General features: G+C 71.9%; 25 protein-coding genes. 12 read left to right on the top strand and 13 right to left on the bottom strand.

The genetic code is table 11. The annotated features are described in order from the left end of the window. Positions 1-11: 11 nt before the first annotated feature. Positions 12-1526 carry a glycerol kinase GlpK gene (gene glpK, locus ACIPK3_RS08330; protein ID WP_402567367.1) on the top strand — a complete coding sequence of 505 codons (1515 nt, stop codon included), beginning with the start codon at positions 12-14 and terminating at the stop codon, positions 1524-1526. A gap of 6 nt (positions 1527-1532) precedes the next feature. On the opposite strand, the gene ACIPK3_RS08335 is transcribed toward glpK, so the two are convergent. The 3 genes from ACIPK3_RS08335 to ACIPK3_RS08345 all read right to left on the bottom strand — a co-directional run bounded on the left by ACIPK3_RS08335 (position 1533) and on the right by ACIPK3_RS08345 (position 4115). Further along, positions 1533-2921 carry a diacylglycerol/lipid kinase family protein gene (locus tag ACIPK3_RS08335; RefSeq protein WP_402567369.1) on the bottom strand — a complete coding sequence of 463 codons (1389 nt, stop codon included), beginning with the start codon at positions 2919-2921 and terminating at the stop codon, positions 1533-1535. Between the two features lie 78 nt (positions 2922-2999). Beyond that, positions 3000-3362 (bottom strand): hypothetical protein, encoded by a 363-nt coding sequence (locus ACIPK3_RS08340; RefSeq protein ID WP_402567371.1) that lies wholly within the window; start codon positions 3360-3362, stop codon positions 3000-3002. 78 nt (positions 3363-3440) lie between these two features. After that, positions 3441-4115 carry a TNT domain-containing protein gene (locus ACIPK3_RS08345; RefSeq protein WP_402567372.1) on the bottom strand — a complete coding sequence of 225 codons (675 nt, stop codon included), beginning with the start codon at positions 4113-4115 and terminating at the stop codon, positions 3441-3443. A gap of 227 nt (positions 4116-4342) precedes the next feature. Here ACIPK3_RS08345 and ACIPK3_RS08350 point away from each other — a divergent pair, with 227 nt between their 5' ends. Together ACIPK3_RS08350 and ACIPK3_RS08355 are read left to right on the top strand one after the other, a co-directional pair. Further along, positions 4343-4834 carry a hypothetical protein gene (locus ACIPK3_RS08350; protein ID WP_402567374.1) on the top strand — a complete coding sequence of 164 codons (492 nt, stop codon included), beginning with the start codon at positions 4343-4345 and terminating at the stop codon, positions 4832-4834. Then, positions 4831-5409 carry a dienelactone hydrolase family protein gene (locus ACIPK3_RS08355; RefSeq protein ID WP_402567376.1) on the top strand — a complete coding sequence of 193 codons (579 nt, stop codon included), beginning with the start codon at positions 4831-4833 and terminating at the stop codon, positions 5407-5409. Before ACIPK3_RS08350 ends, ACIPK3_RS08355 begins: the two co-directional genes overlap by 4 nt. An 11-nt stretch (positions 5410-5420) precedes the next feature. On the opposite strand, the gene ACIPK3_RS08360 is transcribed toward ACIPK3_RS08355, so the two are convergent. Together ACIPK3_RS08360 and ACIPK3_RS08365 are read right to left on the bottom strand one after the other, a co-directional pair. Further along, positions 5421-6719: a carotenoid oxygenase family protein gene (locus ACIPK3_RS08360; RefSeq protein WP_402567377.1), complete on the bottom strand. Its 1299-nt coding sequence runs from the start codon at positions 6717-6719 to the stop codon at positions 5421-5423. Continuing rightward, positions 6716-7276: a hypothetical protein gene (locus ACIPK3_RS08365; RefSeq protein ID WP_402567378.1), complete on the bottom strand. Its 561-nt coding sequence runs from the start codon at positions 7274-7276 to the stop codon at positions 6716-6718. Before ACIPK3_RS08365 ends, ACIPK3_RS08360 begins: the two co-directional genes overlap by 4 nt. 91 nt (positions 7277-7367) lie before the next feature. Between ACIPK3_RS08365 and ACIPK3_RS08370 the strand changes: the two genes are divergently transcribed. After that, a complete protein-coding gene (locus ACIPK3_RS08370; RefSeq protein ID WP_402567380.1) occupies positions 7368-7880 on the top strand; it encodes a PadR family transcriptional regulator in 513 nt (170 codons plus the stop codon). Here ACIPK3_RS08370 and ACIPK3_RS08375 read toward each other — a convergent pair. Beyond that, entirely contained in the window at positions 7877-8794 is a 918-nt protein-coding gene (locus tag ACIPK3_RS08375) for a squalene/phytoene synthase family protein (RefSeq protein WP_402567382.1), read from the bottom strand. The genes ACIPK3_RS08370 and ACIPK3_RS08375 overlap by 4 nt on opposite strands. Positions 8795-8849: 55 nt before the next feature. Between ACIPK3_RS08375 and ACIPK3_RS08380 the strand changes: the two genes are divergently transcribed. Beyond that, entirely contained in the window at positions 8850-9479 is a 630-nt protein-coding gene (locus ACIPK3_RS08380) for a DUF6629 family protein (protein WP_402567860.1), read from the top strand. A 19-nt stretch (positions 9480-9498) separates the two neighbouring features. Here ACIPK3_RS08380 and ACIPK3_RS08385 read toward each other — a convergent pair whose 3' ends face one another. From ACIPK3_RS08385 to ACIPK3_RS08415, 7 genes are all read right to left on the bottom strand, one after another. Continuing rightward, positions 9499-10110, bottom strand: coding sequence for a TetR/AcrR family transcriptional regulator (locus ACIPK3_RS08385; protein WP_402567383.1), 612 nt, complete (start codon positions 10108-10110; stop codon positions 9499-9501). A gap of 47 nt (positions 10111-10157) precedes the next feature. Then, positions 10158-11336, bottom strand: a complete 1179-nt coding sequence (locus tag ACIPK3_RS08390) for an acyl-CoA dehydrogenase family protein (RefSeq protein WP_402567385.1) — start codon at positions 11334-11336, stop codon at positions 10158-10160. Between the two features lie 76 nt (positions 11337-11412). Beyond that, positions 11413-12585, bottom strand: coding sequence for an acyl-CoA dehydrogenase family protein (locus tag ACIPK3_RS08395; RefSeq protein WP_402567386.1), 1173 nt, complete (start codon positions 12583-12585; stop codon positions 11413-11415). Positions 12586-12638: 53 nt separating this feature from the next. After that, on the bottom strand, positions 12639-14696 hold the full coding sequence (locus tag ACIPK3_RS08400) for an acetate--CoA ligase family protein (protein WP_402567388.1): 2058 nt from the start codon (positions 14694-14696) through the stop codon (positions 12639-12641). A 1-nt stretch (position 14697) separates the two neighbouring features. Further along, the gene (locus tag ACIPK3_RS08405; protein WP_402567389.1) at positions 14698-14889 is read right to left on the bottom strand and encodes a ferredoxin; all 192 of its coding nucleotides are present in this window, start codon (positions 14887-14889) and stop codon (positions 14698-14700) included. A gap of 138 nt (positions 14890-15027) precedes the next feature. Beyond that, complete coding sequence (locus ACIPK3_RS08410; RefSeq protein WP_402567391.1) at positions 15028-16284, bottom strand: NADH-ubiquinone oxidoreductase-F iron-sulfur binding region domain-containing protein; 1257 nt, start codon at positions 16282-16284, stop codon at positions 15028-15030. Next, complete coding sequence (locus tag ACIPK3_RS08415; protein WP_402567393.1) at positions 16281-16757, bottom strand: hypothetical protein; 477 nt, start codon at positions 16755-16757, stop codon at positions 16281-16283. The genes ACIPK3_RS08410 and ACIPK3_RS08415 overlap by 4 nt, the downstream gene beginning before the upstream one ends. Before the next feature lie 407 nt (positions 16758-17164). Between ACIPK3_RS08415 and ACIPK3_RS08420 the strand changes: the two genes are divergently transcribed. From ACIPK3_RS08420 to ACIPK3_RS08450, 7 genes are all read left to right on the top strand, one after another. Continuing rightward, complete coding sequence (locus ACIPK3_RS08420) at positions 17165-18370, top strand: aromatic ring-hydroxylating dioxygenase subunit alpha (RefSeq protein WP_402567395.1); 1206 nt, start codon at positions 17165-17167, stop codon at positions 18368-18370. 187 nt (positions 18371-18557) lie between these two features. Then, positions 18558-19682: a spermidine/putrescine ABC transporter substrate-binding protein gene (locus tag ACIPK3_RS08425; RefSeq protein WP_402567396.1), complete on the top strand. Its 1125-nt coding sequence runs from the start codon at positions 18558-18560 to the stop codon at positions 19680-19682. A 3-nt stretch (positions 19683-19685) separates the two neighbouring features. Continuing rightward, positions 19686-20597: an ABC transporter permease gene (locus ACIPK3_RS08430; RefSeq protein ID WP_402567398.1), complete on the top strand. Its 912-nt coding sequence runs from the start codon at positions 19686-19688 to the stop codon at positions 20595-20597. Then, positions 20594-21481, top strand: coding sequence for an ABC transporter permease (locus ACIPK3_RS08435; RefSeq protein WP_402567400.1), 888 nt, complete (start codon positions 20594-20596; stop codon positions 21479-21481). The genes ACIPK3_RS08430 and ACIPK3_RS08435 overlap by 4 nt, the downstream gene beginning before the upstream one ends. A 4-nt stretch (positions 21482-21485) precedes the next feature. Further along, positions 21486-22556, top strand: a complete 1071-nt coding sequence (locus ACIPK3_RS08440) for an ABC transporter ATP-binding protein (protein ID WP_402567401.1) — start codon at positions 21486-21488, stop codon at positions 22554-22556. Between the two features lie 31 nt (positions 22557-22587). Continuing rightward, the gene (locus ACIPK3_RS08445) at positions 22588-23907 is read left to right on the top strand and encodes a flavin monoamine oxidase family protein (RefSeq protein WP_402567402.1); all 1320 of its coding nucleotides are present in this window, start codon (positions 22588-22590) and stop codon (positions 23905-23907) included. Beyond that, positions 23900-25333, top strand: a complete 1434-nt coding sequence (locus tag ACIPK3_RS08450; protein ID WP_402567404.1) for an aminobutyraldehyde dehydrogenase — start codon at positions 23900-23902, stop codon at positions 25331-25333. The genes ACIPK3_RS08445 and ACIPK3_RS08450 overlap by 8 nt, the downstream gene beginning before the upstream one ends. Positions 25334-25351: the final 18 nt, after the last annotated feature.

The raw sequence follows: 25351 nt of genomic DNA on the forward strand, positions 1-25351 counted from the left end.
CAGGCCCGACCATGGTTGAACGGTATGTGATGTCCATCGACCAGGGCACCACCTCCACTCGATGCATCCTGTTCGACCAGCAGGGACGGCTGGTGTCCGTCGCCCAGCGGGAACACGAGCAGCATTTTCCCAAGCCCGGCTGGGTGGAGCACGACGCCCTGGAGATCTGGCACAACCTTCGGCACATCGTGCCCGACGCACTCTCCGGCGCGGGCGCCGTGGCCCGGGACATCGCGGCCATCGGCATAGCCAACCAGCGGGAGACGACCGTGCTCTGGGACCGGCGCACCGGCGAGCCGGCCGGCCGGGCGATCGTGTGGCAGGACACCCGCACCGCTCCGCTGGTGGACGACCTCAGGGCCAGCCCCGGCGACGAGTTCTTCCTGGACCGGTGCAGCCTGCCGCCGTCCACCTACTTCTCCGCCCTGCGGCTGCGCTGGCTGTTCGACAACATCAGCGGGCTGGAGCAGCGCGCCAGGGACGGCGAGGTGCTCTTCGGCACGATGGAGAGCTGGCTGATCTGGAACCTCACCGGGGGCGCGGACGGCGGCCTGCACGTCACCGACGCCACCAACGCCAGCCGCACCATGCTGATGAACATCCGCACGCTGACCTGGGACGAGGAACTGCTGGACTTCTTCGGGGTGCCCAGAGCCATGCTGCCCGAGATCCGCTCGAACGCCGAGAACTACGGCGACGCGCGCTCGCTGCTTCCCGGCGTACAAATCACCGCTGCCCTCGGTGACCAGCAGGCCGCCCTGTTCGGCCAGACCTGCTTCTCCCCGGGAGAGGCGAAGTGCACCTATGGCACGGGCAGCTTTCTGCTGCTCAACACAGGTACGGACGTCGTACGGTCCGAGCACGGGCTGCTCACCACCGTGGCCTACAAGATCGGGGACATGGCTCCCGTCTACGCCCTGGAGGGGTCGATCGCCGTCACCGGCTCGCTCGTCCAGTGGTTCCGTGACCGCCTCGGACTGATCAGCAGCGCCCCGGAGATCGAGACACTCGCCCGGACGGTCGAGGACAACGGCGGCTGCTACATCGTTCCGGCGTTCTCCGGCCTGTTCGCTCCCCACTGGCGCAGCGACGCGCGTGGCGTCATCGTCGGCCTCACCTCGTACATCACCAAGGGGCACCTGGCCCGCGCCGTGCTGGAGGCCACCGGCTGGCAGACCCGCGAGGTCGTCGACGCCATGAACGCGGACTTCGCGGTCCCGCTGAAACAGCTGAAGGTCGACGGCGGCATGACCGCGGACAACCTGCTCATGCAGTTCGTCGCCGACGTGCTCGACGTGCCCGTGGTCCGCCCCATGGTCGCCGAGACCGTCTCCCTGGGCGCCGCCTACGCCGCCGGGCTGGCCGCCGGCTACTGGTCCGACCTGGAGGTCCTGCGCCGGCACTGGCACCGCGCCGCCCAGTGGCTGCCCGACATGGACCCCGGGCGCAGGCAGTCCGAGTACGAGGACTGGCAGCGTGCGGTGGAACGCTCACTGGACTGGGTCAGACCGCCGAGGACTTCCTGACCCGCGTCACGGCCGGGATTGTGGTCTTCGGTGCTTCGGGAGCGCCGTGCGGCCCACCGTCGCCGCCAGTTTGCGCAGGCGGCGCCACTCCAGTGGCGGTTTCACGGCCGGTACGCCGGGGCGGTGGCGGGGGACCCGGACACGCAGGGCGCCGGGGCGCACGGTGCAGTGGACGGGGGCGGGGAGGAGCAGGGCCTCGCCGTCGACACCTGCCTCCACGTCGTCCTTGTCGGACTCGATCAGGACGCGGTGCGCGGTCACCGCGGTGAGCCCCTCGGCCTGGCGGCCGCGCAGCAGCCCCGCGGCCTGTGCCGCACCCTCCACCTGCACACCGAGCACGCCGAGCACGCCCAGGTCCATCCGCTCGCGTCGGCCGAGCCCGGCGACGTCATCGATGCGATAGGGGTTGTTGCTGACGAGTACGGCCTGGGGGGTGTCCAGGACGAGCTCGGAACCGTCGGTGCCCTCGACGCGCGCGGTCAGCGTCGGCCCGCGCTCGTGGGTGAGCAGATCGGGCAGCAGATCCAGGGTGGTGCGGACCTTGTCGTCCCGGTATTCGGGGCTCTGCACCACCGCGGCGTACGCCCCGAACGACGCGTTGTTCACGAAGGGATGGTCACCGGCGAAGCCGAGGTCGACCCGCAGTTCGACCCCGTCGGTCAGCGCGTCCAGGCAGGTCGACGGGTCGTCCCGGTCGAGGCCGAGGTCCATGGCGAAGTGGTTGCGCGTCCCGGCGGAGATCACCAGGAAGGGCACGTCGTGCTCCGCGGCGACCGCCGCGACCAGCGCCTGTGTCCCGTCTCCGCCCGCCACCCCGAGCAGGTCGGCGCCGTCGGCCAGGGCGGCGCGGGCGAGTGCGGTCACGTCCTCCGCGCCGTCCGGTGTGCCGGTGCCGAGCAGATGCACCCGGGCGCCGAGCGCCTGCGCCTTCTCCCGCAACCCGAACCGCTCGACCTTGCCGCCCCCGGAACCCGGGTTCATGATCAGGAACGGTCGCGCGGGAGGCGGCGTCTCGTACTCGGTGACCGGTACGACACGCGACCGGGTGCCGCTGAGCGCGATCTTTCCGGTCCAGACCGCCAGTGCCCACAGGGCGAACAGCAGGATGGGCAGATACAGCAGGTCCGCGAGAGCGAACAGCGTGATCGAGGTGGTGGGCGCGGCGACCGCGAGTGCGACCGCGGCGGCCCTGAGCAGACCGCGCCGGCTGAGCGCCCACCACAGCGCCGCCATGCTCACGACGATCGACAGCGCCCCGATGAGGACGAGGGCCACTCCGCTCCAGGGGGCGACGACCGGCACGATCACGGCCAGCCCCGCGGAGGCCAACGACACGCGGGCCGCCCACCGCTGCCGTGCGTGCGCCCGTTCGTCCAGCCCCGCGCCCCTGTTCAAGACCCGCCCCGCCTTCCCGCGCCGGGGTTGCCGACGATCACCCGTGTGAGAGCAACATGGTAGGCCCGGGCCGCGCCCTCAGGCGCCGCTGTCGTGCTCGTCCGCGCGGTAGAAATCCTCCCAGGCCCGTTGTCTGCTCTCCGCGCTGTCCGCCAGGAGATCGTCGAGGAGTTCCGCCGGGCCCCCCTGGCCCGCCGCGGGATCCGGGGTGCGGGTCAGCGCCTCGTGGAGATACACGCACGCCTCGTCCTCCGCGGCGAAGCGCCGCAGTACTTCGTCCCGGGAACGTTCGCTCAGACCGACCACCCACATGTCGGCCTCGCGGCGCAGGAAGTAGTAGGCGTCCGGGCGGCCGGTGGCGTCCGAGGCGCCGGCGATCTCGTAGAACGCCTCCGGAACGCCCGCCTCACGCAGCCTGCCGACGAGTTCCGCTCTGTCCATCCGTCCCGCTCCCTGCCGTACCGGCCGCGTGTGCGGCCCCGGCCGTACGGGCCGGGTGCCGCCCGGGGTGCCGCGCGGTCAGACTACCGGCAGCTCCTCCAGGTTGTGGGACGCGATGAGGTCGGGGATCGACGGGGTCGTCAGATACTGGAGACCCAGACCGGGCTGACCGAACCAGGGCCTGATCGGACCGGCCTCGACGGTGAACGGCGCGACGACCCGGTAGAGGTGGTAGCTGAACGGGTGCGCCGCGTCGTAGGTGTTGAGGTTGCTCGGCGGGATCGCGCGGTCGGCGTACGGCGTGCCCGCGGGGGCGAGGAAGTGGCCGAAGCCGCTGCCGAAGATGTCGAGCAGTTGTCCCGCGCGGAGCGTCACCGCACGCTCGACCGGCACGCCGTCGCGGAGCACGAAGCCGTTGTTGTCGGGGTACCACCAGCCCGACTTCTCCGTCTGCGGGGCGGTCTGCCAGTAGCAGCCGAGGAACCAGTACGACGACGTCCCGCCGGACCGGTCGTAGCCCCGCAGCATCCGGCCGAGGGCGCCCGTCCGGGGGAGGTCCGCCGGACCCAGCCGCCAGTCCTCGTGGTAGAACGGCCGGCCGTCCGGCGGTGTGGTGTTGACCGCCCGGTTCCGGTTCTCGCTCGGGCAGTGGGCGCCGTAGTCCGTGCCGCCGGCGGCCGAGGCCGGTGCCGTGCCGACCAGCAGAAGCAGCGACGCGAGGGCGCTGCCCATGAAGGCGCGCAGTACGCGCATCCGATGTCCCCTTCTCTTCTCTCCCTGGCGCCGGTCCGGCGCCCCTGGTGGTGCGGGCCCAGTTCAGCGCGGTACACGGGGGAACAGGTCGGACAACGCGGGCCATCACTCGAACCGGTGCCCACAACTCCTCGGACGGCCGAAGGCGCACGATCACCGCCGGCGGGGGTCTGCCATCATGAGCGCGGACGGGGTCCGGCGGACGAACAGGCGACGGGGGAGCGCGCGTGGAACTTCGAGCGGTCGTCGCAAGAGGCATTCGCCTGGGTGCGCTGATCGGGGCGTGGCCCGCCGGGATCCTCGGCTGCGGCTGCCTCGTCGGCGTCGTGGTGTATCTCGTCGGGGGCGTGTGGGGCACCGTGCGCGTGCTGCTCGCCGTGGGTGCCGCCGCCGTGCTGGTCAGCATGGCCGTCGGTCTGGCGCTGGGCGCCACCGCCGGGCTGGTGCTGGCCGTCGCACCGCGCCGGGCGCTCGTGCGCGGCTGGGCGCGGGGGCTGCTCGCGGGGTCGGTCGCCGGCGTACTGCTCCTCGCGTTCGTCGTCACTTCCCTGACCGTCGTCTGCGACTGGCCTCTCGCCGACTACCGGCCGTCGACCGTTGCCCTCCTCTGTCTGGCGCCACTGGTGGCCGCATCGGTGTTGGCCGCGCACAGCGGTGAGATCCTCACCGGAGGGGCGGTCCAGCCCCTGACGGCGACTGACCATCGGAGGCAGGCATGACCCGGATCGTGCTGTTCCATCACGCGCTCGGACTCACGCCGGGGGTGACCGCCTTCGCCGACGAACTGCGCCGTGCCGGGCACACCGTGCACACGCCCGACCTCTTCGACGGGCACACCTTCGACACGCTGGAGCAGGGCGTCGCCCACGCACAGCGGACCGGCTTCGGCGAGGTGATCGAGCGCGGCGTCCGGGCGGTCGAGAACCTGCCCGCCGACCTCGTCTACGCGGGGTTCTCGGTGGGCGTGCTCCCGGCGCAGAAACTGGCGCAGACCCGGGCCGGGGCACGGGGGGCGCTGCTGTACTACTCGTGTGTTCCGGTCGCCGAGTTCGGCACCGGCTGGCCGGACGGCGTGCCCGTCCAGGTGCACGGGATGGACGCCGACCCGTTCTTCGTGGACGAGGGCGACCTGGACGCGGCCCGCGCTCTCGTCGCCTCGGCGGAACGCGCGGAGTTGTTCCTCTACCCGGGCGACCAGCACTACTTCGCGGACAGCACGCTCCCGTCGTACGACCCGGAGGCGACCGCTCTGCTGCTCGACCGCACGCGGGCCTTCCTGGGCACGGTCGGCTGACCACCGTCACATCAGTCGGCGATCCAGTTGCCGTGGAAGCCGACCGGGACCCGGCCCGGCAGATGGACCGTGGCGACGGGTGCGGCTCCGAGGTCGTCGGCGTCCAGGACGACCAGGTCGCTGCGTTCGGTGGTGGCGTCGTGGACGTAGGTGAGGAGCCAGCCGGGGCCGCCGGCCCGGTCGTCGGCCGGCGCGAAGGCGGCCTCGCCGGGGGTGCGGTCCGGGCCGAAGTCGTGCGTGGTCGCGGCTCCGGTGGTCAGGTCGTAGCGCACCAGGGAGTTCTCGCCGGTCATATGGCCGTGTGCGACGGCGAGTCCGGTCCGCCGGTCGTCTATGCGGGGGAACTCGCCCGGCCGGTCGTCGAGTTGTTCCTCGCGGACCGTTCCGGCGACCGGGTCGACGGTCCAGGTCCACAGGACGGCGTCCTCGGGCGGGGCGGTGCCCTGTGAGGTCTGCCGCCACATCTCCGGGTAGCGCATGACGTGTACGACGATGGTGCCGTCCGGGGCGTCGTAGGCGTTGAGGACATGGAAGACGTAGCAGGGGGCGATGTCGAACCAGCGCACCGTGCCGTGCGGGTCGTCGCGGCGGAGCACGCCGAGCCGGGCGCCGTACCCGTCGTCCCAGTGGTAGGGCATGGTCCGGCCGGACATGGCCATGTCGAGGTCGAAGACGACGGGCAGATCCATGAAGACGACGTGCCCGGCGGTGAGCGCGAAGTCGTGCACCATGGTCGGCCCCGGCACCTCGACGGGCCTGCTGAGCTCCAGTTCGCCGTCCGCGCCGGCCCGGTGGTAGGTGAGGTGGTCGGGCTCCAGCAGCCCGTAGCCGAAGAAGTGCAGCTCTCCGGTGGTGGGGCAGGTCTTGGGGTGGGCGGTCATGGCGGTGTGCAGCCGGCCGCCGAAGTCGTAGGGGCCCTTGGTGTCCAGGGCGCAGGTGAGTTCGTAGGGCAGGGCGGTCTCGACCAGGGCGAGGGTGCGTCCGGCGTGCCGGACGACGTGGGTGTTGGCCGGGCCGGCCGTGAGGTCGCGACGCCCCTCGGCGTCGTACGTCCGGGCCCCGTCGGTGAGGCTGGTGGTGCGGACCCAGCGGTTGCGGTACGAGATCGCCCGCCCGCCCTCCAGCCGGACGCCGTGGATCATTCCGTCGCCGAAGAACCAGTGTCCGGAGGCCGCGTCGGCCGGGTTGGGGCCGTTGCGCAGGTACCAGCCGTTCAGCTCGGGCGGGATGGTGCCGGTCACCGGCAGGTCGTGGGCGGTGAGTTCCTCGGTGACCGGGGCGTAGTTGCCGGCGAGGTGGGAGGCGGTCATCGGGCCACCTGTCCGGCCTTGGCCTGGACGTGGGCGACATAGCGGACGGTGAAGACCATCGGGACCGCGAAACCGGCGATCTGGATGACGGTCGCGGTGGTGGAGTGGGCGTCTCCGGCGTGTGCCACCAGGGCGAGCGCGGTGGCGGTCAGGACGAAGGCGGCGGTCCATACGGCGGTGATGACGACGTTGGTGCGGATGAAGGGCTTGAGGTGCCAGACCTCGCGCGGGGTGGTGCGCTTGGCGATGCCCAGGGTGAACGGCCTGCCGATGGCCAGCGAGACGGCGGCGATGACCGCGAGGGTGCCCGAGGAGAGGGCCGCGGAGTAGTCGTGGAGGCCCGAGTGGGGGTCGCCGAAGGCGATGGCGGCCAACACGGCGAAGAAGACCGCCGAGCCCAGCTCGATGATCAGCGCGTCGAATCCGGTGCCGCTCCTCAGCTGCCGGCCGATGAGGACCACGGAGATCCCGAGCGCGGTGAGAGCGGCCCACTGCCAGTCCCCCGAGGGGAACACGGCGAAGACGATCCACGGCAGGAACGTACGCAGGTAGGACATTGAACTCTCCGTTTCGGGGTCCCTCATCTGACATGTCAAAAGTAGAAGGTCCTCTGGTGACATGTCAACAGTGGAATGTAGAGTGGGTGGCATGAGCCTCCGACACGCACTCCTTGGTCTCCTCTCCGAACGCCCCGCAAGCGGCTACGACCTGCTGAAACGGTTCGAGACCTCGCTTGCGAACGTCTGGCCGGCCACCCAGAGCCAGATCTACACGGAGCTGACCAAGCTCGCGGGCACCGGACTGATCACGGTGGCCGCCGAGGGTCCACGAGGCCGCAAGGAGTACGCCCTCACCGAGGACGGGCTGGCCGAGCTGCGCCACTGGCTGACCGAGACGAAGCCCCAGCGCAACACGCGCAGCGACCTTCTGCTGAGAGTCTTCTTCCTCGGCGTGCTCAAGCCCGAGCAGGCGCGCGCCTACCTGACCGAGCTCACCGAGCTGTCCGAGCAGGCCTACACGGAACTGGACGAGCTGGCCCGGGCCATCGACTGGGACGACGACAACCTCTCCGTCTACGGCCGGATCGCCCTGGAGTACGGGCTCCGCTTCAACGCGATGCGCCGCGAGTGGGCCGAGTGGGCGGCCGGCCAGATCGCTTAGGCGTCCTTCGGGCTCCGGCGGCGGGCTCGCAGCAGGAGTCGCAGCGCCCTCACCGGCGACGGGCTCGCCGAGCCGGTCAGCAGCCGGGGGCCGCGGGCGAGCACCGCTTCGGCGGTGAGCAGTTCGATGCCGGCCACCGTGGTCAGCAGCGCGCCGCCCGGTCCCGCCTTGAGCGCGGGCAAGTCCCGCGCGGTTTCCAGAGCCGCGCGGGACAAGGCGACTTCGTGACCCACCAGCGCACGCATACCCGTCGGCTCCCCGCCGGGTACCAGGTCCCCGGCCGGGACGGAGAAACGGTCCAGGGCCTCGGCTGAGATGCCGAGGCGGCCCTCACGCCGGTCTTCCGCGAGGTCGTTGACGAAGTCCAGCCGCTGGCTGCCGTCGATGAGCGTCCGGCACGCCGCCCGGAATCCTCCCGAGCTCGCGCTGTCGCTCTCCGGCCCCAGGAGTACGCCGACAAGCATGAAGGCCGGCAGCGAATACGCGTCCACATACGCCTGGTAGTCGGTCTCCGTGGCGAAGCCGCTGAACTCCAACTCGGCCGTGGCGGTGCCCAGATACTCCTCCAGTGCCCGACCGAGCCGCGGATGTGCGGCGACGGTGTGCACCAGGGCCCGGATCAGCGGATCGTCGCTCGCACCCGTCTCCAGCCCCTCGCGGACCCGCTTCTCCCACGACGTCCACGCCACGAGCCGCTCCGCCCTCGGGCCGGAGTCCAGGAGGTTGTCCCCGTGATGCATCACCGCCGTCGCCGCCACCACGTGCGGCAGCAGCCGTGGAGGCAGGAGCAGCCGGGCAGCCAGGTACGAGGTGGGCTTGTAGCGCGCCACCAGCTTGCGCTGCGCGCCGTAGTCGCCGCGCGACCGCGGCTCGTCGATCCCCGCGGCATCCAGACTCTTGTTCCAGGCGCTCATGGGGAAGATCGTAGGCTTGGGCCAGGACACACGACGACGGACCCCGGGTGGCGGGATGTGCTGGAGCGCGACGGCCGACCTCGTGGCGGGCACCGGCATCGCCGCGGTGGGCGCGGGCTGTGTGGCGCGGGTGCGGGCGGCCCGTGATCTGCCGCTCGCCGCACTGCCGTTGCTGCTCGGTGCCCATCAGATCGTCGAGGCGGCGGTCTGGGACGCGGGCGGGGGCGGCGGACCCGCCACCGTCGCCTGGGCCGTCATCGCGATGCCGCTGCTGGCCGTCTGGGTACCGCTCGCCGTGGTGTGCGCCGCCCCGCCCCACGCGCGGCGCCGCCTCGCCGTCCCCCTCGCGGTCGGCGCCGCCACCGCCGCCGTCCTCGCGCACGCCCTGGCCGTCGGGCCGGTGACGGCCGAGATCCGGGGGCACACGGTCGGCTACGCGGTTCATCTGTCCCACGCGCCCCTGGTCGTCGTGGGCTATCTGTTCGCCACGGTGGGCTCGTTGCTCCTCTCCGGTGACCGGCTTCTGACGCTGCTCGGGGCGGTGACCGCCGTCGGCGCGCTGGTCTGCGCGGCCCTGTGGCGGCTGGAGTTCGTCTCGACGTGGTGCGCGCTCGCGGCCGTCTGCTCGGTGATCCTGCTCGGCTGGACGGGTACCCGCCCGGCGGCCGCCCGGTCCTCGGGGTGACACCGCCGGACCGGCCCGGTCACTCGGCCGGTACCGCCTCCGGCAGCCCGAGCGCGGAGGCGACATGACGCCAGACGGACGCCAGCGCCGACTCCAGGGTGACCGACGGATCGCGGAGCATCAGCCGGATGCCGTACCCGTCGCTCAGTGACAGCACGAGCGTGGCGAGATCGTCCACGTCCGTGGACTCGAACTCACCTGACGCGATGCCGCGCCGCACCGCGCCGGCCACCCAGGAGTGCAGCTGCGCGTACAGGTCGACCGCGAAGACCCGGGTCGGCTCGTCGCGCAGCGCGCGCACCCACAGCTCCTGCCACAGCCGCCAGTCCTGGTGCAGGACGAGGTCGGTCGGCAGCAGGTTGCGCACGATCCGGGCCAGGATCACCGCCGCCGGAGCCGAACCCGCGTCACGCTCGACGTCCAACGCCGTGTTGGCGAAGGAATGGGCCATCGCCTCGGTGAACAGCTTCTCGCGGGTGTCGAAGTGGTAGTGCAGCAGCGCCGTCGACACCCCGGCCCGCTCCGCCACCATCCGCATCCGGATCTTCTCGAAACCGATCTCGGCGATGGCTTCGCACGCCGCGGTCAGGATGCGCTCGCGCGTGTCAGCCGTGCGCACCTTCGTCGACACCCTGAGACTCCCCTCGTCCGGCGGCCGTACCCCGCCGCCATTCTCCCTCACTCGCTGCTTGCCGCCAGGCCCAGCACCCCCGTGCCGCGCTTGATCAGCTCGTTGGCGATGATCAGCCGCTGGATCTCAGACGTACCCTCCCAGATACGGTCCACACGCAGCTCCCGGTACAGCCGCTCCACCGCGTACGAGCGGTCGTAGCCGCGCCCGCCGTGGATCTGCAGACAACGGTCGATCACCCGGCCCGAGGCCTCACTGGCCGCCAGCTTGGCGATGGACGCCTTGGCGTGCAGGGTCTTGCGCTCCGACTCGTCCGCCTCGTCCACTTCCCAGGCGACCTGGTGGGTGTAGGCACGGTTGACGGCGATGTCCACGGCGCAGTCCGCGAGCATGCCCTGGACCAGCTGGTACGACGCGATCGGCGACCCGAACTGCTCGCGCTGCACGGCCCAGTCACGGGACAGCTCCAGCGCCCGTTCGGCCGCGCCCGTGGTGCGCGCCGCGATCATCAGACGCTCCTCGGTGAACCACGAGCGCGTGATGTCGTACCCCTGGCCGATGCCACCGAGTACGGCATCCTCGCCGACCTGGACGTCGGTGAAGGTGAACTCGGGGTGCTCGTAGACGAAGGTGTGCATGAAACGCGGCACGCGCGTCATCTCGATGCCCGGGGTGTCCTTGTCGACGAGGAACAGCGTCGGCGCCCGCTCCGGTCCCGCCGCGGCGAGGACGATCATGAAGTCGGCGTGGTCCCCGACGGTCACGAACCACTTCTCGCCGTTGATCACCCAGCCCCGGTCGTTCCTGATCGCGGTGGTGGCCAGGTTCTGCGGGTCCGAGCCTGCGCCGGGCTCGGTGACGGCGTAGCAGTCCCGCCGCTCGCCGCGGATCACCGGGACGAGGAAGCGCTCCCGCTGCTCGGGGGTGCAGAACCGCAGCGCGTTGGCGGGCCGCCACACCATGTCCCACAGGGCGCCCGTGAGCCGGCCAAGCTCCTCCTGCACGGTGACCTGCTCGGCGATGGTGAGTCCGGCCCCGCCCCACTCGGCCGGCATGTTGACGGCCTGGAGACCCGAGTCGAGCACCGCGTCACGGATCTCGGCGTGCGCGCTCGCGGGAAGGCCGTTCTCCTCCTCGCACTGGTTCTCGTAGGCGGTGATGAAGTCGGTGAGGGCGCGCGCGTCGGCCTTGAGCTGTGACTGGCGCGGGGTGAGACGAAAGTCCATGGAAGTCCTCGCTCTACGGTGAACGGGTGGTGGGCGGAGGTCGTACTGCGGGGTCGTACCGGGGAGGGGCGTGGGGTCAGTGCGTGGGCAGCGCCAGGGCGCCCGTGCCGCGCTTGATCAGTTCGTTGGCGATGATCAGCCGCTGGATCTCGGAGGTGCCCTCCCAGATCCGGTCGACGCGCACCTCGCGGTAGATGCGCTCGACGGGATAGGCGCGGTCGTAGCCGCGGCCGCCGAAGATCTGGAGGCACCGGTCGGCGACCCGGCCGGCCGCCTCGCTCGCGGCCAGCTTTGCGGTGGAGGCCTTGGCGTGCAGGGTCTTGCGGTCGGTGGAGGGCTGGTCGGCCTCCCAGGCGACCTGGTGGGTGTAGGCGCGGTTGACGGCGATGTCCACGGCGCAGTCCGCGAGCATGCCCTGGACCAGCTGGTACGACGCGATCGGCGACCCGAACTGCTCGCGCTGCACGGCCCAGTCCCGGGCCAGCTCCAGCGCGCGCTCGGCCGCGCCGACCGTGCGCGCCGCGATCATCAGACGTTCGTCGGTGAACCACTCCTTGGTCAGCTCGTAACCGTTGCCGACCCCGCCGAGCACGTCCTCGTCGGCCACGAACACGTCGGTGAAGGTGAACTCGGGGTGCCCGTTGACGGCGGAGTGCATGAAGTGCGGCAGCCGGGTCATCGCGACCCCGGGCGCCTCCTTGTCCACGAAGAACAGCGTGGGCAGCCGCTCGGGGCCCGCGTCGGCCTGCACCAGCAGGAAGTCGGCGATGTCGCCGCAGGTGACGAACCACTTCTCGCCGTTCAGCAGCCAGCCGCCGTCGGTCCGGGTGGCCGTGGAGGTGCCGGAGGACGGGTCGGACCCGGCACCGGGCTCGGTGACGGCGAACGCGTCGAACCGCTCGCCGCGGATGATGGGCATCAGGTACTTCTCCCGCTGCCGCTCGTCGCCCTGGGCCAGCACGTTGGCGGGCCGCCAGGGGATGTCCCACAGACAGTTGGTGACCTTGCCGAACTCCTCCTCCACGATGACCTGGTCGAGCAGGCTGAGCCCGGCCCCACCCCACTCGGCGGGCATGTTGATGGCGTAGACACCGGCGTCCATGGCGGCCCGGGTCAGCTCGGTGACGAGTTCCTTCGGCAGCGGTCCGCCCGCCTGCTCGGACTGGTCCTCGTACCGCATCAGCAGCCGGGAGTACTCGGCGGCTCGCCGCTTCAGGTCGGTCTGCTCGGGGGTGTAGCGCATGTCCATGGGGAGCCTCCTCGGGCGGGGCGGATTGCAGATCGATGCGGGTAGGGGGCGGATCAGGGGGCGAGTACGGCTCGGGAGTCCAGGGCGAGAGCCCCGCGTGGGGACACCAGCAGCGGGTTGACCTCCAGCTCGGCGATCTCCGGGTGCGCGGCGGCGAACGCCGTGATCGTCTCCACGGCGGCGGCAGCCGCCGCCACGTCCACGGGCGGACGGCCGCGCACGCCGTCGAGCAGCGCGGCGGCGCGCAGCCCGCGCAGCAGGTCGAGGGCCCGCCCGGCGGGTACCGGCGCCAGCGTGAACGCGATGTCGCGCAGCGACTCGGCGAGCACTCCGCCGAGTCCGACCATGGCGACCGGACCGAACCGGGGATCACGGTTGACGCCGACGATCAGCTCCACACCGTCGGACAGGTCCGCCATCTCCTCCACGGAGAAGGCGGACGCGCCGAGCCTGGCGCGCATGTCGCGGAACGCGGCCAGCACCTCTTCGGCCCCGGTCAGACCGAGCGCCACACCGCCCGCGTCCGACTTGTGCAGCAGATGCAGGGCCTTGAGGACGTACGGCCCCGGGAACTCGCCGATGGCCGCGAGGAGTTCCGCCTCGTCGTGGACCTCCCGGGCCGCCGGGAAGGACAGTCCGGCCGCCGCGAGCGCCTCCCGGATCCGCGCGTAGCCGGTCTCCCGCAGCGGGGCGGCGGCCGGGGGCAGCGGGGCGATGCCGGCCCGGGGCCCGGCGGCCGCCGTGGCGGCCAGGGCACGGGCCGCGTCCTCGGTGGCGTCGAAGACGGGTACCCCGGCCTCGGCGAGGGTGCGGCAGCTCGGGGAGTCCGGATACATCGACTGCACGACCAGGGGTTTAGCGGTGGCGGTCAGCCCGGCGGCGATGAGCCGTGCGGCCTCCCGTTCGCCGCTCGCGAGCGCCGTACCACCACCGCCGAGCCCGCCCTCGGAGGCCGCGTAGCCGCCGAAGTAGCCGGTCATCAGCACCGCGTCGACATCCTCGGCCGCGAGCAGTGTGCCGACGGTCTCCGCGTAGGAGTGGGGATCCTGCTCACCCATGCCGGCCAGGTCCACCGGGTTGGCGACGGCCGACTGCTCCCACAGTGCCTCGCGCAGCCGCAGCCGGGTCGCCGACCCGAGTTCCGGCACCGCGAGCCCGGCCGCCTCCACCGCGTCCGCGGCGATGACACCGTGACCCCCGCCGTCCGTGAGGACGGCGACCCGGCGCCCGGCCGCCCGCCGCCCGGCACCCGACGCGGCGAGGACCACGGTGAGTTCGCGCGGGGTGGCGACGAGTTCCACCCCGGCGTCGCGGCAGGCGGCGGTCACCACGTCGGCGGAGGTGGTGAGTGCCCCGGTGTGCGACTGGGCGCTGCGTGCGGAGGCGTCGCCGCGCCCGGCGGTGAGCAGCACCACCGGCTTACCGGCCACGGCGGCGGCCTCGGCGAAGGCACGTCCGTCGGCGAAGTCCTCGGCGTAGACCGCGATGGCCCGGGTGTCCGGGTGCCGTGCGCAGTCGGCGAGCAGGTCGACCAGGGTGACATCGGCCTGGTTGCCCAGCGAGACGAACCGGGAGAAGCCGAGACCGTGCCGCCGGAAGCGGAGCTGGAGTTCGAGGGCCAGGTTGCCGCTCTGGCTGAGCAGCGCGACACCGCCGGGGGTGAAGGTGTCGGAGGCCAGGAAGAGGTCGGTGGTGTTGTCGGCTATCCCCAGGCAGTTGGGGCCGACCATCACGGCCCCCGCCGCCCGCACCCGCTCGGCGACGGCCTGCTGGCGCACCCGTCCGGCCTCGCCGGTCTCGGCGAACCCGGCGGTGATGGCGACGATCGCCCGTGCCCCGCACCGCAACGCCTCGTCCACGGCGTCCTCGAAACCGGCGGCCGGTACGCAGACCACCGCCAGGTCGACGGGCTCACCGATGGCGGTCAGCGCGGGTGCCGCCGTACGCCCGAGTACCGTGCCGCCGCGCCGGTTGACCAGGTGCACGGGCCGGCGGCCGTTCGCGCGGACGGCCTGGGCGGCGATGGCGTGGCCGTACTTGGCGGGGTCGTCGCTGGCGCCGACCACCGCGACGGAGACCGGGTCGAAGAGTGCCGAAAGGTCGCGTCCCATCTCACTTCGCCAATCGCAGTGCGGAGTTGGGGCAGGCGGCGACGGCGGCGGCCGCCGCGTCCTCGCCGTCGGCCGGGACGGACGTCTCGCGCAGCTGCGCATAGCCCCATTCGTCCAGGTCGATCTGCTCGGGGGCGGGGTCGCAGCACAGGCCGTAGCCCTGGCAGCGGGTGGAGTCCAGCAGGAGTTTCATGGCACGGCCCTTTCCGGAGGGGAGAGGAAGAGAGGGGCGAGGGGGAGAGGGGCGAAGGGGTGAGAGGTGAGGGGAGGAGGCGCGGGAGGGAACACGGCAGGGCACACGGCAGGGAAGGCGAGCGGGCCGGGTCCGTTGTCAGGGGACGGCCACCGTGAGCCGGCGTCCGTCTCCGGTGGCCGCGTCGCCGCAGCCGGGGCAGTCCGTGCCCCGGTGGCCGGCGACGAGACCGGGGAAGTGAGTGAGGAGACTGCCGGCGATGCGCGCGGCGGCGTCGAGCAGCCCGCAGGCTCCGCGCCCGACCAGCTGCTGGGACCAGCGCTCCAGCCGGTCGGACGTGTCGGCCTCGGCCTTGCCCAGCGCCAGGGCCGTGAGCGCCCCGGCGAGCGCCCCGGTGCCGGACACGCACACCCCGCACTGCCGGGCGCTCTGTGCCGCGAGGTAGGCGGTGGCCTCGGCGGCCACGGAGACCGGGCACTCGTCGGGGTGCGGGAAGTACATGGCCCCGCAGCCCAGCGCACCGCCGGCCGCGGCCAGCCGGTCCTGGTCGAGCGGGAGCGCCGCCCAGCCCGCGCCGTACAGCCCGCCGAACATCCCCCCGAGCAGGACCGCCCCGGCCGCGCCGTGCCCGCACGACTCGGCGAGCGCTCCGAGGCCGGTGCCCGCGGGCGCCTCGACCAGAGCGGCCCGGCCGCCCGGTCCGGCGAGGGTGACCAGGTGGGCGCCCACGACTGTGTGCGCCGCGCCGGGCCAGGAGTGCAGTACGGCGATCCGGGCCAGCGTCTCTACGTTGGCGACCAGCGTGGGTGCGCCGCCGACGCCGCGTTCGAAGGGGCGCGGGGGTTTCGCCGTGGGCAGCGCCGGTCCGCCGTCGATACGGCGTACGACCGCGGTCTCCTCTCCGGCGACGTAGGAAGGAGTCGTGCGTACGACGTCCACCGGCAGGTCCTGGGGCTGCTCGGCGAGAGCCTGGCGGACGGCATACTCGGCGGGGGCGTCGGAGAGGTAGACGCAGGCGCGCCCGGCGCCGGTGACGGCCGCCGCCAGCCGGAGACCGTCCAGCACCAGGTGCGGGCGGTGCCGCAGCAGCCAGCGGTCCTTCACGGACCCCGGTTCGCCCTCCTCGCCGTTGGCCACGACGACGGGCGGGCCCGGGGCATCGCGTACGGAGCGCAGTTTCACGGCCGCGGGGAACCCGGCGCCGCCGCGGCCGCGCAGTCCGGCCTCGTCGATCCGGCCCAGCAGCCGGTCCGGCGCGGGTACCGGGGCGTACCCGCCCACCGCGAGGTACTGGGCGAGGCTCTCGTCACCGCCGGATCCCGGATGTCCGTCCGATCCCAGGTGGGTGAGCAGGCCGTGCCGGCCTTCGGGGACGAGTGAGAGTACGTCGGTCATGCGGCGCTCCCGTGCTCGGCGGTGGAGTCGGAGAGTTCGGACGGAGAGGAGGGGGAGGGGGAGGAGGGAGTGGCAGAGGCGGGGTCCGGCCGGGACCGCAGCCGGGTCAGTGCCCGTTCCAGGGCCCGGCGCTGGGCGGCGGTCCGCTCGTAGCCGGAGCCGGGCAGGCCGATCAGCATCCGGTGGTGGTCGAGGACGACCTCCCCGGCCAGCAGCGCCGGGCCGGGGTCGGCCGGCCGGGGTCCCTCGGCGACCGCCACCACCAGTTCGGTGACCTCGCCCAGATACCGCAGCCAGCCGCGTTGTGTGCCGCGCAGCACCAGGCGTTCGACGTGGCGCCGCTCGGCGGCGGCGAGGGCCGTCGGCCTTGGACTGTCGGTCGTCGAGGCGCGCAGGGCTGCCACGGCGGAGGGCAGTTCCTGTTCCGGCTCGGGGGTGAGACCGAGCCATGCCAGATTGCGGCGAGCGCTCATGCGTGCCTCCGAGGGCGTTCCGTTCCGAGTGCCGGGGGACGGGGTGACGCGGCGAGGGCGAGACGGGGAGAGAAGCGAAGCGACAAGCGAGAAGCGTGATGCGACAAGCGAGAGACGGTGTGCTCCGCCGCCCGCCGGACAGGCCGGGTCGGGCCGAGGGAAGGAGTGACGACTGCCCAGAGGGGCCGGTCCGTCCAGAGGGGCCGGTCCGTCCGCTTGCCGACTAGACTAACTAACTAATTAGTCAGCCCACAAGCCTTGACTTGCCCCCGCCGGGGTCCCAGTCTGACTAACCAATCAGTCAGCCGGATCCGCTGATCCGGTGAACGACATGTGCGACCCGTGGCAGATTCCCGGGCACAGCCTCACCGCCCATCGCCGCCCCGTGCGGCGCGGAGGAGGACCCCATGAACCCCTCGACCACCCACACAGCCGCCGCACCCCCCGGCCCGCCCGGCGAGACCGCGCAGCCTGCCGGCCCGCCGGCCGAGACCGCCGAACACCCCGGTACGGCCCTGCCCGCCCGCTACTACACGGACCCGGAGATCGCCACGGCCGAGACCGAGCGCGTCTTCGCCCGCTCATGGCAGCTCGCCTGCCATGAGACCGACCTTCCTCGTCCCGGCGCCCGCCTGACCGCCACCGTCGCCGGCCGGGAGGTGCTGATCGTCCGGACCGAGGACGGTGGCCTCGCCGCCCACCTCAACGTCTGCCGGCACCGCGGCACCCGTCTGGTCGCCGGCCCGGAGCCGGAGGGCAAGGCGATCCGCTGCCCGTACCACGGCTGGACCTACAAACTGGACGGTCGGCTGGTCGGCGCCCCGGAGGCCCGCCGCATCCCGTGCCTGGACAAACCCAAGCTCGGGCTGCACCCTGCCAGAGTCGAATCCTTCCTCGGTTTCGTCTTCGTCAACCTCGACCTCGACGCCGTACCGCTCGCGGAGAGCTGCGCCGGGCTCGCCGAGGCCGTCGGCCACTATGCCGGACCCGGCCTCACCCCGGTCGGCAAGTACCGCATCCACGACGCGGCCGGCGGCGAGCAGCAGAACGCCAACTGGAAGGTCATCGTCGACAACTACCTGGAGGGCTACCACGTCCCCGTGGCCCACCCCGCCCTGATGCGCCTGCTCGACTACCAGGCGTACACGGTGGACGTACAGGAGAACTACGTCCTGTTCGAGTCGCCGCTGCGGGACAAGCCGTCCTCGAACTGGACGGAGCGGCTCTACCAGCGGCTCGCCACGCCCATGCCGGGGCTCACCGAGGCCGACCGGCGGGTATGGCGCTACGCCGTGATCTACCCCAACACGCTCATCGACTTCTACCCTGACCACGTGCTCGCGTGGACCGCTCTGCCCACCGCCCAGGACCGGGCGGCGATCCCGGGCGCCTTCTACACCCGGCACGGGGAGAGCTTCCGCACCAGGATGGCCCGGCGGCTCAACATCCACATCGGCTGGGTCACCAACGACGAGGACGCGGAACTCGTCGAACGCGTACAGGCGGGCCTCTCCACGCCAGGCTTCGAGCCCGGGCCGCTCTCGCACCGCGAGGTCGCCGTCGGCTGGTTCGCCCGCCGTATCCGGCACGACGTGGAAGGGCAGAGCCGGTGACGCCCCGCCGCCCCGCGGCCGGGCCGGACCCGCGCGCCGCACGTCACCACTTCGACTTATCCCACTCCCGCTGACGCACGGCCGCACCTTCCCCAGACCGGTCTTCACTACGGAGTCAGGGCCTCCGTGAGCCGACCAGCCGGTCCCGCCCTGGAGTTGTGCCGTTCCTCGACGGAGAGGACGCTCCATGTCCCCCGAGGTACCACCACCGACCCGACGTGCTCTGCTGCGGGCGGGCGCCTGCGGCCTGCTGGGCGTCGCGGCCGGCGGCTGCGGGTTCATGCCCGCGAAAGCACCCGACGAGAAGGACCTCGCCCCGGTCCGGGCACGCGTCGACGGTGATCTCGTCTACTTCAACTGGGCCGACTACGTCGACCCGTCCGTCTTCAAGGGCTTCGAGAAGGAATACGGCGTCAAGGTCGTCCAGTCGAACTTCGACTCGATGGAGGGCATGGTCGCCAAACTCAACGCCGGCAACCGCTACGACATCGTCTTCCCCAGCGCCAAATGGGCCCAGCGCCTGGTCCGCGGCGGGCGGCTGCGCCGTATCGACCACTCCCAGCTCCCCCACACCAAGAACGTGTTCGGCGCGTACCCCTACTTCGCCGACCCCTGGTACGACCCCGGTTCCGCGCACACCGTCCCCTTCACCGCCTACAAGACCGGCATCGGCTGGCGCCGCGACCGCATCGGCGACCTGACCGACTCCTGGCGGGACCTGTGGAGCGACAAGGCCAGGGGCAAGGTGTTCCTGCTGGACGACCGGGACGAGGTCCTCGGCATGGGAGCGCTGGAACTCGGCCTGGACGTCAGCACCGGCGACCCCGCCGCGCTCAAACGGGTCACCAGCCTGCTCGGCACCCTGCGCCCCAGACTGCGCGGCTTCTCCAGCGACAGCTACAACAACCTCCTCAACGGCAACGCCTTCATCACCCAGGCATGGAGCGGCGACATGGCCGCCATGCTCAACCAGGCCAAGGACCCCTCCGTCTTCGGCTTCCAGGCGCCCAAGGAGGGGACCCCGATCAACTCCGACTGCTATGCCATCCCCTGGAACGCGCGGCACCCCGGGACCGCGATGTTGTTCATCGACTACATGCTCCGGCCGGAGAACGTGAAGAAGAACATAGAGTACATCGGCTACCCCATGCCGGTCGCCGGTACCGAGAAGGTCTATGCCGAACTGGTCAGACCCTTCCCGGAGTGCCTTGTCACCGAGGCCGACCTCAAGGCGGACCTGTTCTTCCGCAACGGCGACCGCGCGGCGGAGGACGCCCGCGACGCCGCCTGGACCCGGGTGAAGGCGGGCTGAACCATGGCACTGCTGCGTCACCCCTCGCGCCTGCGTCCCCGTCTCCGCCGTCGACGCTCGGACCCCGCCGGCACCCGTATGTGGTCCTGGTTCATGCTCCCCGGCACCCTGTGGATGACCGGGTTCCTGATCGCCTCGCTGCTGCTGGTCGCCATCCTCGCCTTCGGCACCACCGACGAGCTCGGCAATCCCCGCTTCGGGTTCAACCTCGCCGGGTTCCGTGCCCTGGCCGACCCCGCCTACACCGAGGTGCTGGCCCGCTCACTCGGCTACGCCCTGCTGACCTGTGTCATCTGCCTGCTGATCGCCTACCCGGTGGCGTACACCATCGCCCTGTACGGCGGCCGCTGGAAGAACGCGCTGATCGCCGCCATCGTGGTGCCGTTCTTCGCCAACTACCTGGTGCGCATGTACGGCTGGTCGGTGGTCCTCTCCGACGACGGACCGCTGCTGCGCGCACTGCGCGCCGTGGGCCTGGCCGACGGCGACACCAAGATCCTCAACACCGGTGTCGGCGTGGTCGCCGGGCTCGTCTACGGCTTCGTGGTCTTCATGATCATCCCGCTGTACGCGGCCCTGGAACGACTGGACGTCTCCCTGATCGAAGCGGGCCGCGACCTCTACGGCGGACCGGTCCGGACCTTCCTGTTCGTCACCCTGCCCGCCACCCGGCAGGGCGCCGCCGCCGGACTGGTCCTGGTCTTCCTGCCCGCCATGGGCGACTTCGTCAGCGCACAGCTGATGGGCGGCCCGGACCAGATCATGATCGGCAACCTGATCCAGGACAAGTTCTTCCAGGGCCAGAACTGGCCGCTAGGCTCCGCGCTCACCATGCTGCTGATGCTCGTCCTGCTGGTCGGGATGTTCGGCTACCTCAGGCGCACCCGCAAGGACGAGGCGGAGGCCCGCCGATGACCAACTTGATCTCACGAACCCGTACGAAGGCCGCGGCCGCCCGGCCCGCCGGCCGCACCCGCGCCCGGCGCGGCCGCGCCGACCGGCGGCCCCGCGTCCTCGTCGCCGTCACCGTGCTGTTCTTCGCGCTGCTCTACCTGCCCATAGCCGTGGTGACGCTGTTCTCCTTCAACTCCCAGAAGTCCCTCACCGTCTTCGACGGATTCAGCCTGCGCTGGTACCGCGCCTTCGTCCACGACGACATCCTGCTCGCCTCGCTCGGCACCAGCCTGCGCATCTCCCTGGTCGCCACGGCCGGTTCGATCGTCCTCGGCGTCGCCCTGGCGCTCGGCCTGGTGCGCAGCCGCACCCGGCTCGGCTCACTGGCCGGCCTGATCATGCTCGTGCCGCTCATCACCCCGGAGATCGTCACCGGCGTCGCCTCGATGCTGCTGTTCAAGGGCCTCGGCATCACCCTGTCCACCGGCACCGTGATGCTCTCCGAGATCACCTTCTCCATCTCCTACGTCACGGTCATCCTCCGCTCCCGGGTAGCGGCGCTGAACCCCGAGGTGGAGGAGGCCGCGATGGACCTCGGTGCCACCCGGTGGCAGGCGGTCCGCCTGGTCACCCTGCCCGCGCTGCTGCCCGCCGTGCTCGCCAGCGCCGTACTGATCTTCGCGCTCGTCTTCGACGACTTCGTCCTCGCCTACTTCACCACCGGCGTCGACCCGCAGCCGCTGTCGGTACGGATCTACTCCGCGATCCGCTTCGGCGTACAGCCCACCATCAACGCCGTCGGCACCCTGATGCTCGCCGGATCCATCGGCCTGATCGCCCTGGCCCTCTTCATACCGCGCCTGTTCGGCAGGCGCGGCGGCCTCGACCTCCTCTCCGGGAAGTGACCCCATGGACGCGAACCTTGCCGTCCGCCTCGACGGCGTCTCCAAGCGATACGCGGACAGCTACGCCGTCCACGACCTCGACCTCGGTATCGAGGCCGGCCGCTTCTTCTCCCTGCTGGGCCCCTCCGGCTGCGGCAAGACCACCTCACTGCGCATGATCGGCGGGTTCACCGACCCGACGGAGGGATCCGTGCTGCTGGCCGGTGAGGACGTGACCGCGCTGCCGCCCGACAAACGCAACGTCAACACCGTTTTCCAGAGCTACGCCCTCTTCGACCACCTGAGCATCGCCGACAACGTCGCCTTCGGCCTCAAGCGCAAGGGCGTGGACAAGGCGGAGATACGGCGCCGGGTCGGCGAGATGCTGGACCTGGTCCAGCTCCAGGGCCTCGCCGCACGCAAGCCCCGCACCCTCTCCGGCGGCCAGCGCCAGCGCGTCGCCCTGGCCCGCGCCCTGGTCAACCGGCCGGCCGTACTCCTGCTGGACGAACCCCTCGCCGCCCTCGACCTGAAACTGCGCCGCCAGATGCAGGTGGAGCTCAAGCAGATCCAGCGCGAGGTCGGCATCACCTTCGTGTTCGTCACCCACGACCAGGACGAGGCACTCACCATGTCCGACCGGATCTGTGTGATGAACGAGGGCCATGTCGAGCAGTGCGGCACCCCCGAGGACGTCTACGAGCACCCCGCCAGCCGCTTCGTCGCCTCGTTCATGGGCACCTCCAACCTGATGGCCGGTACCTACCGCGACGGCGAGGTGACCCTCGACCAGGGACCCGTCCTGCCGGTCGGCCGCCGCCCCGGCATCGCGGACGGCAGCGCCGTCAGCGTGTCCGTACGGCCGGAGAAGGTCTGGCTGTCCGACTTCGAGCCGGGCATGTCGGTGCTGAACGGAGTGATCCGCGACACCGTCTACAGCGGCGCCACCACCACCTACCTGATCGAACTCGCCCCCGGCGTCACCCTGTCCGTACTGGAGCAGAACACGGCGCGCGCCCGCATGGAGGACCGCTGGAGCGGCGGCGAGAACGTCGAGTTCGGCTGGCGGCCCGAGCACTGTCTCGTCCTCGCCTGACCGCCCGCCCCCGATCCGGAAAGCGAAACCGATGCAGCACGACGTGATCGTTCTCGGTGCGGGCCTCGCCGGGCTCGCCGCCGCCCGTGACCTGGCGGCCGCCGGCACCGACGTACTCGTCCTGGAGGCCAGGGACCGGGTGGGCGGCCGGGTCGAGCAGACCCGCCTCCCCGACGGCCGCACCGTCCAACTCGGCGGCGAGGTCGTCGGCCGCGCCCACACCGCCTATCTCGGCCTCGCCGAGGAACTGGGCCTGAAGCTCGTGCCCAGCTATGTCGCCGAGCCGGGCCGGATGGTCCGGGCCACCCCGGAGGGCCGCTCGGCGGGCGAGCCGCCGCACTGGTTCGGGCCCGGCGACGCGGCCCTGCACGAACGGCTCGGCGCGGAGTTCACCGCACTGGCCGCGACCGTCGACCCCGACGACCCGTGGTCCCACCCCGACGCCACCGCCCTCGACCGGCTGTCCGTCGCCGGCTGGCTGCGCTCCCGGCATGCCACACCCGCGGTCGTACGCCTGTGGGAGATCGGCCAGCTGGCCCTGGCGAGCGGCTCCTACGAACGGACCTCCCTGCTCGCCGCACTCCGCAAGAGCGCCTCCGTACCGGGTGCCGGGCCCGGTGACTACGACTACGACGACTGGGAGGGGCTGCGGCTCGCCGAGGGATCGGCGACCCTCGCCGAGGTGATGGGCCGCGCACTGGCCCCGCGCATCCGCCTGGGCTCGCCCGTCGCGGCCGTGGACATACGCCCCGGCCGCTCGACCGTCCGCCTGGCCACCGGCGAGATCCTCACCGCCGGTGCCGTGGTCAGCGCCCTGCCCGTCGGCCCCCTGCGGGCCGTCTCCGTCACCGGCGTGAGCGACGCCCGCCTCGCCTCCCTGCACCGCCAGCGACACGCGACGGCCGCCAAGTTCGCGGCCGTCTACGACCGCCCGTTCTGGCGCGCGGACGACCTGAACGGCCTCTCCGAGTGCGAGGGCGTCCTGGGCAGCACCTGGCCGCAGAACGAGGGCATCCTGTCCGCGCTGATCCCGCCCGAACGCTACGGCGTCCTGCTCGGCACCCCGCCCCATCTGCGGGTCCCCGAACTGCTCGCCGAGGTGGCCACCCTGTACGGCGACGAGGCCCACCGCCCGCTCTCCTGCCACCTGCGCCTGTGGGGCAGCGACCCCTGGACCCTGGGCTACGTCACCCAGTGGTCCCCGGGCGAGGTGACGGCCGTCGGCCCACTGCACGGCACCCATGAACCCCCGTTCTACGTCTGCGGCTCCGACCAGTGGGTCGCCGGTTACATGGAGGGCGCCGTCCGCACCGGCCGCGCCGCCGCGAGGGAGGCGTTGCGCCGTGGCTGACCACGACCGACCGGCGACCGTTCACAACCACATCGGCGGCACGGAGACGGCGGCCCGCTCCGGAGCGACCCTGCCCCTGGTCGATCCGGCCACCGGCCGGGTGCACGGCTCCGCCGCGCTGTCCGGACCCGAGGACGTCGACGCCGCCTGCCGGGCGGCCGAACGCGCCCTCCCCGGCTGGGCGGCCACCACCCCGGCCGAGCGGCAGACCGCGCTGCTGCGCCTCGCCGACGCGCTGGAGCGGCATGCCGACGCCGTGGCGGCTGCCGAGGTCACCGACACCGGAAAGCCGCGCGCGCTGTTCCTCGCCGACGAACTGCCCGCCGTCGTGGACGTGCTGCGCTATTTCGCCGGGGCCGCCCGCAACCTGCCGGGCGCGGCCGCCATGGAGTACACCTCCGGCCGTACCTCCCTGCTGCGCCGGGAGCCGGTCGGGGTGTGCGCGCAGATCACCCCCTGGAACTACCCGCTGATGATGGCCGTATGGAAGATCGCGCCCGCGCTCGCGGCGGGCAACACGGTCGTACTGAAGCCGTCGGAGACCACCCCGTCCTCCACCGTGCTGCTGGCCCGGCTGGCCGCCGAGCACCTGCCGCCCGGCGTGCTCAACGTGGTGTGCGGAGGCCGTGACACCGGACGCGATCTGGTCGCCCACCCCGCCGTCCGGCTGGTCGCCGTCACCGGCAGTGTCCGCGCCGGACAGCAGGTCGCCGCCGCGGCGGCCGCCGATCTCAAGCGCCTCCACCTCGAACTGGGCGGCAACGCCCCCGTGCTGATCCACGAGGACGCCGATCCCGCCGCGACGGCGGAGGAGTTGGTGCCCCTCGCCTTCTACAACGCGGGCCAGGACTGCACGGCCGCCACCCGGATCCTCGTCCACCACCGCATCCACGACGCGTTCCGCGATGCCTTCGCCGAGCGGGCCGCGCGTCAGGTGACCGGTGACCCGGACGCCCCGGACACCGACTTCGGCCCGCTCAACAGCGCCGCCCAGCTCGCCTCCGTACGCCGTCTGCTGGACGGCCTCCCGGACCACGCCGAGGTCGTGACCGGCGGATCGGCCCTCGACCGCCCCGGGTTCTTCCATTCGGCCACGGTGGTCGCCGGGGTCGGGCAGGACGACGAGATCGTGCGGAGCGAGGTGTTCGGGCCGGTCGTCACCCTCCAGCCCTTCACCGATGAGGCCGAGGCCTTCGAGATGGCGAACGCCGTCCCCCAGGGCCTCGCCGCGAGCGTCTGGACGCGTGACCACGACCGGGCCATGCGGGCGAGCCGCGCCCTGCACACGGGGATCGTCTGGGTCAACACCCACGGCACGACGGTCTCGGAGATGCCGCACGGCGGCGTGCGTCACTCCGGCTACGGCAGCGACCTGTCGCTCACCGGGCTGCTCGACTACACGCAGGTCAAGCACGTCATGCTGTGACGGTTGGTGTTCAGTCGC

It is taken from the genome of Streptomyces sp. NPDC086787, assembly GCF_044745865.1.
GTDB lineage: Bacteria > Actinomycetota > Actinomycetes > Streptomycetales > Streptomycetaceae > Streptomyces.

What these genes read in the sequence shown, in the direction of transcription:
- ACIPK3_RS08340 (WP_402567371.1), bottom strand. Translation starts at nt 3,362, where the DNA reads ATGGACAGAGCGGAACTCGTCGGCAGGCTGCGTGAGGCGGGCGTTCCG.
- ACIPK3_RS08390 (WP_402567385.1), bottom strand. Translation starts at nt 11,336, where the DNA reads ATGGACTTTCGTCTCACCCCGCGCCAGTCACAGCTCAAGGCCGACGCG.
- ACIPK3_RS08445 (WP_402567402.1), top strand. Translation starts at nt 22,588, where the DNA reads ATGCAGCACGACGTGATCGTTCTCGGTGCGGGCCTCGCCGGGCTCGCC.
- ACIPK3_RS08370 (WP_402567380.1), top strand. Translation starts at nt 7,368, where the DNA reads ATGAGCCTCCGACACGCACTCCTTGGTCTCCTCTCCGAACGCCCCGCA.
- ACIPK3_RS08380 (WP_402567860.1), top strand. Translation starts at nt 8,850, where the DNA reads ATGTGCTGGAGCGCGACGGCCGACCTCGTGGCGGGCACCGGCATCGCC.
- ACIPK3_RS08440 (WP_402567401.1), top strand. Translation starts at nt 21,486, where the DNA reads ATGGACGCGAACCTTGCCGTCCGCCTCGACGGCGTCTCCAAGCGATAC.
- ACIPK3_RS08410 (WP_402567391.1), bottom strand. Translation starts at nt 16,284, where the DNA reads ATGACCGACGTACTCTCACTCGTCCCCGAAGGCCGGCACGGCCTGCTC.
- ACIPK3_RS08405 (WP_402567389.1), bottom strand. Translation starts at nt 14,889, where the DNA reads ATGAAACTCCTGCTGGACTCCACCCGCTGCCAGGGCTACGGCCTGTGC.
- glpK (WP_402567367.1), top strand. Translation starts at nt 12, where the DNA reads ATGGTTGAACGGTATGTGATGTCCATCGACCAGGGCACCACCTCCACT.
- ACIPK3_RS08430 (WP_402567398.1), top strand. Translation starts at nt 19,686, where the DNA reads ATGGCACTGCTGCGTCACCCCTCGCGCCTGCGTCCCCGTCTCCGCCGT.
- ACIPK3_RS08420 (WP_402567395.1), top strand. Translation starts at nt 17,165, where the DNA reads ATGAACCCCTCGACCACCCACACAGCCGCCGCACCCCCCGGCCCGCCC.
- ACIPK3_RS08435 (WP_402567400.1), top strand. Translation starts at nt 20,594, where the DNA reads ATGACCAACTTGATCTCACGAACCCGTACGAAGGCCGCGGCCGCCCGG.
- ACIPK3_RS08345 (WP_402567372.1), bottom strand. Translation starts at nt 4,115, where the DNA reads ATGCGCGTACTGCGCGCCTTCATGGGCAGCGCCCTCGCGTCGCTGCTT.
- ACIPK3_RS08355 (WP_402567376.1), top strand. Translation starts at nt 4,831, where the DNA reads ATGACCCGGATCGTGCTGTTCCATCACGCGCTCGGACTCACGCCGGGG.
- ACIPK3_RS08375 (WP_402567382.1), bottom strand. Translation starts at nt 8,794, where the DNA reads ATGAGCGCCTGGAACAAGAGTCTGGATGCCGCGGGGATCGACGAGCCG.
- ACIPK3_RS08415 (WP_402567393.1), bottom strand. Translation starts at nt 16,757, where the DNA reads ATGAGCGCTCGCCGCAATCTGGCATGGCTCGGTCTCACCCCCGAGCCG.
- ACIPK3_RS08360 (WP_402567377.1), bottom strand. Translation starts at nt 6,719, where the DNA reads ATGACCGCCTCCCACCTCGCCGGCAACTACGCCCCGGTCACCGAGGAA.
- ACIPK3_RS08400 (WP_402567388.1), bottom strand. Translation starts at nt 14,696, where the DNA reads ATGGGACGCGACCTTTCGGCACTCTTCGACCCGGTCTCCGTCGCGGTG.
- ACIPK3_RS08395 (WP_402567386.1), bottom strand. Translation starts at nt 12,585, where the DNA reads ATGGACATGCGCTACACCCCCGAGCAGACCGACCTGAAGCGGCGAGCC.
- ACIPK3_RS08425 (WP_402567396.1), top strand. Translation starts at nt 18,558, where the DNA reads ATGTCCCCCGAGGTACCACCACCGACCCGACGTGCTCTGCTGCGGGCG.
- ACIPK3_RS08365 (WP_402567378.1), bottom strand. Translation starts at nt 7,276, where the DNA reads ATGTCCTACCTGCGTACGTTCCTGCCGTGGATCGTCTTCGCCGTGTTC.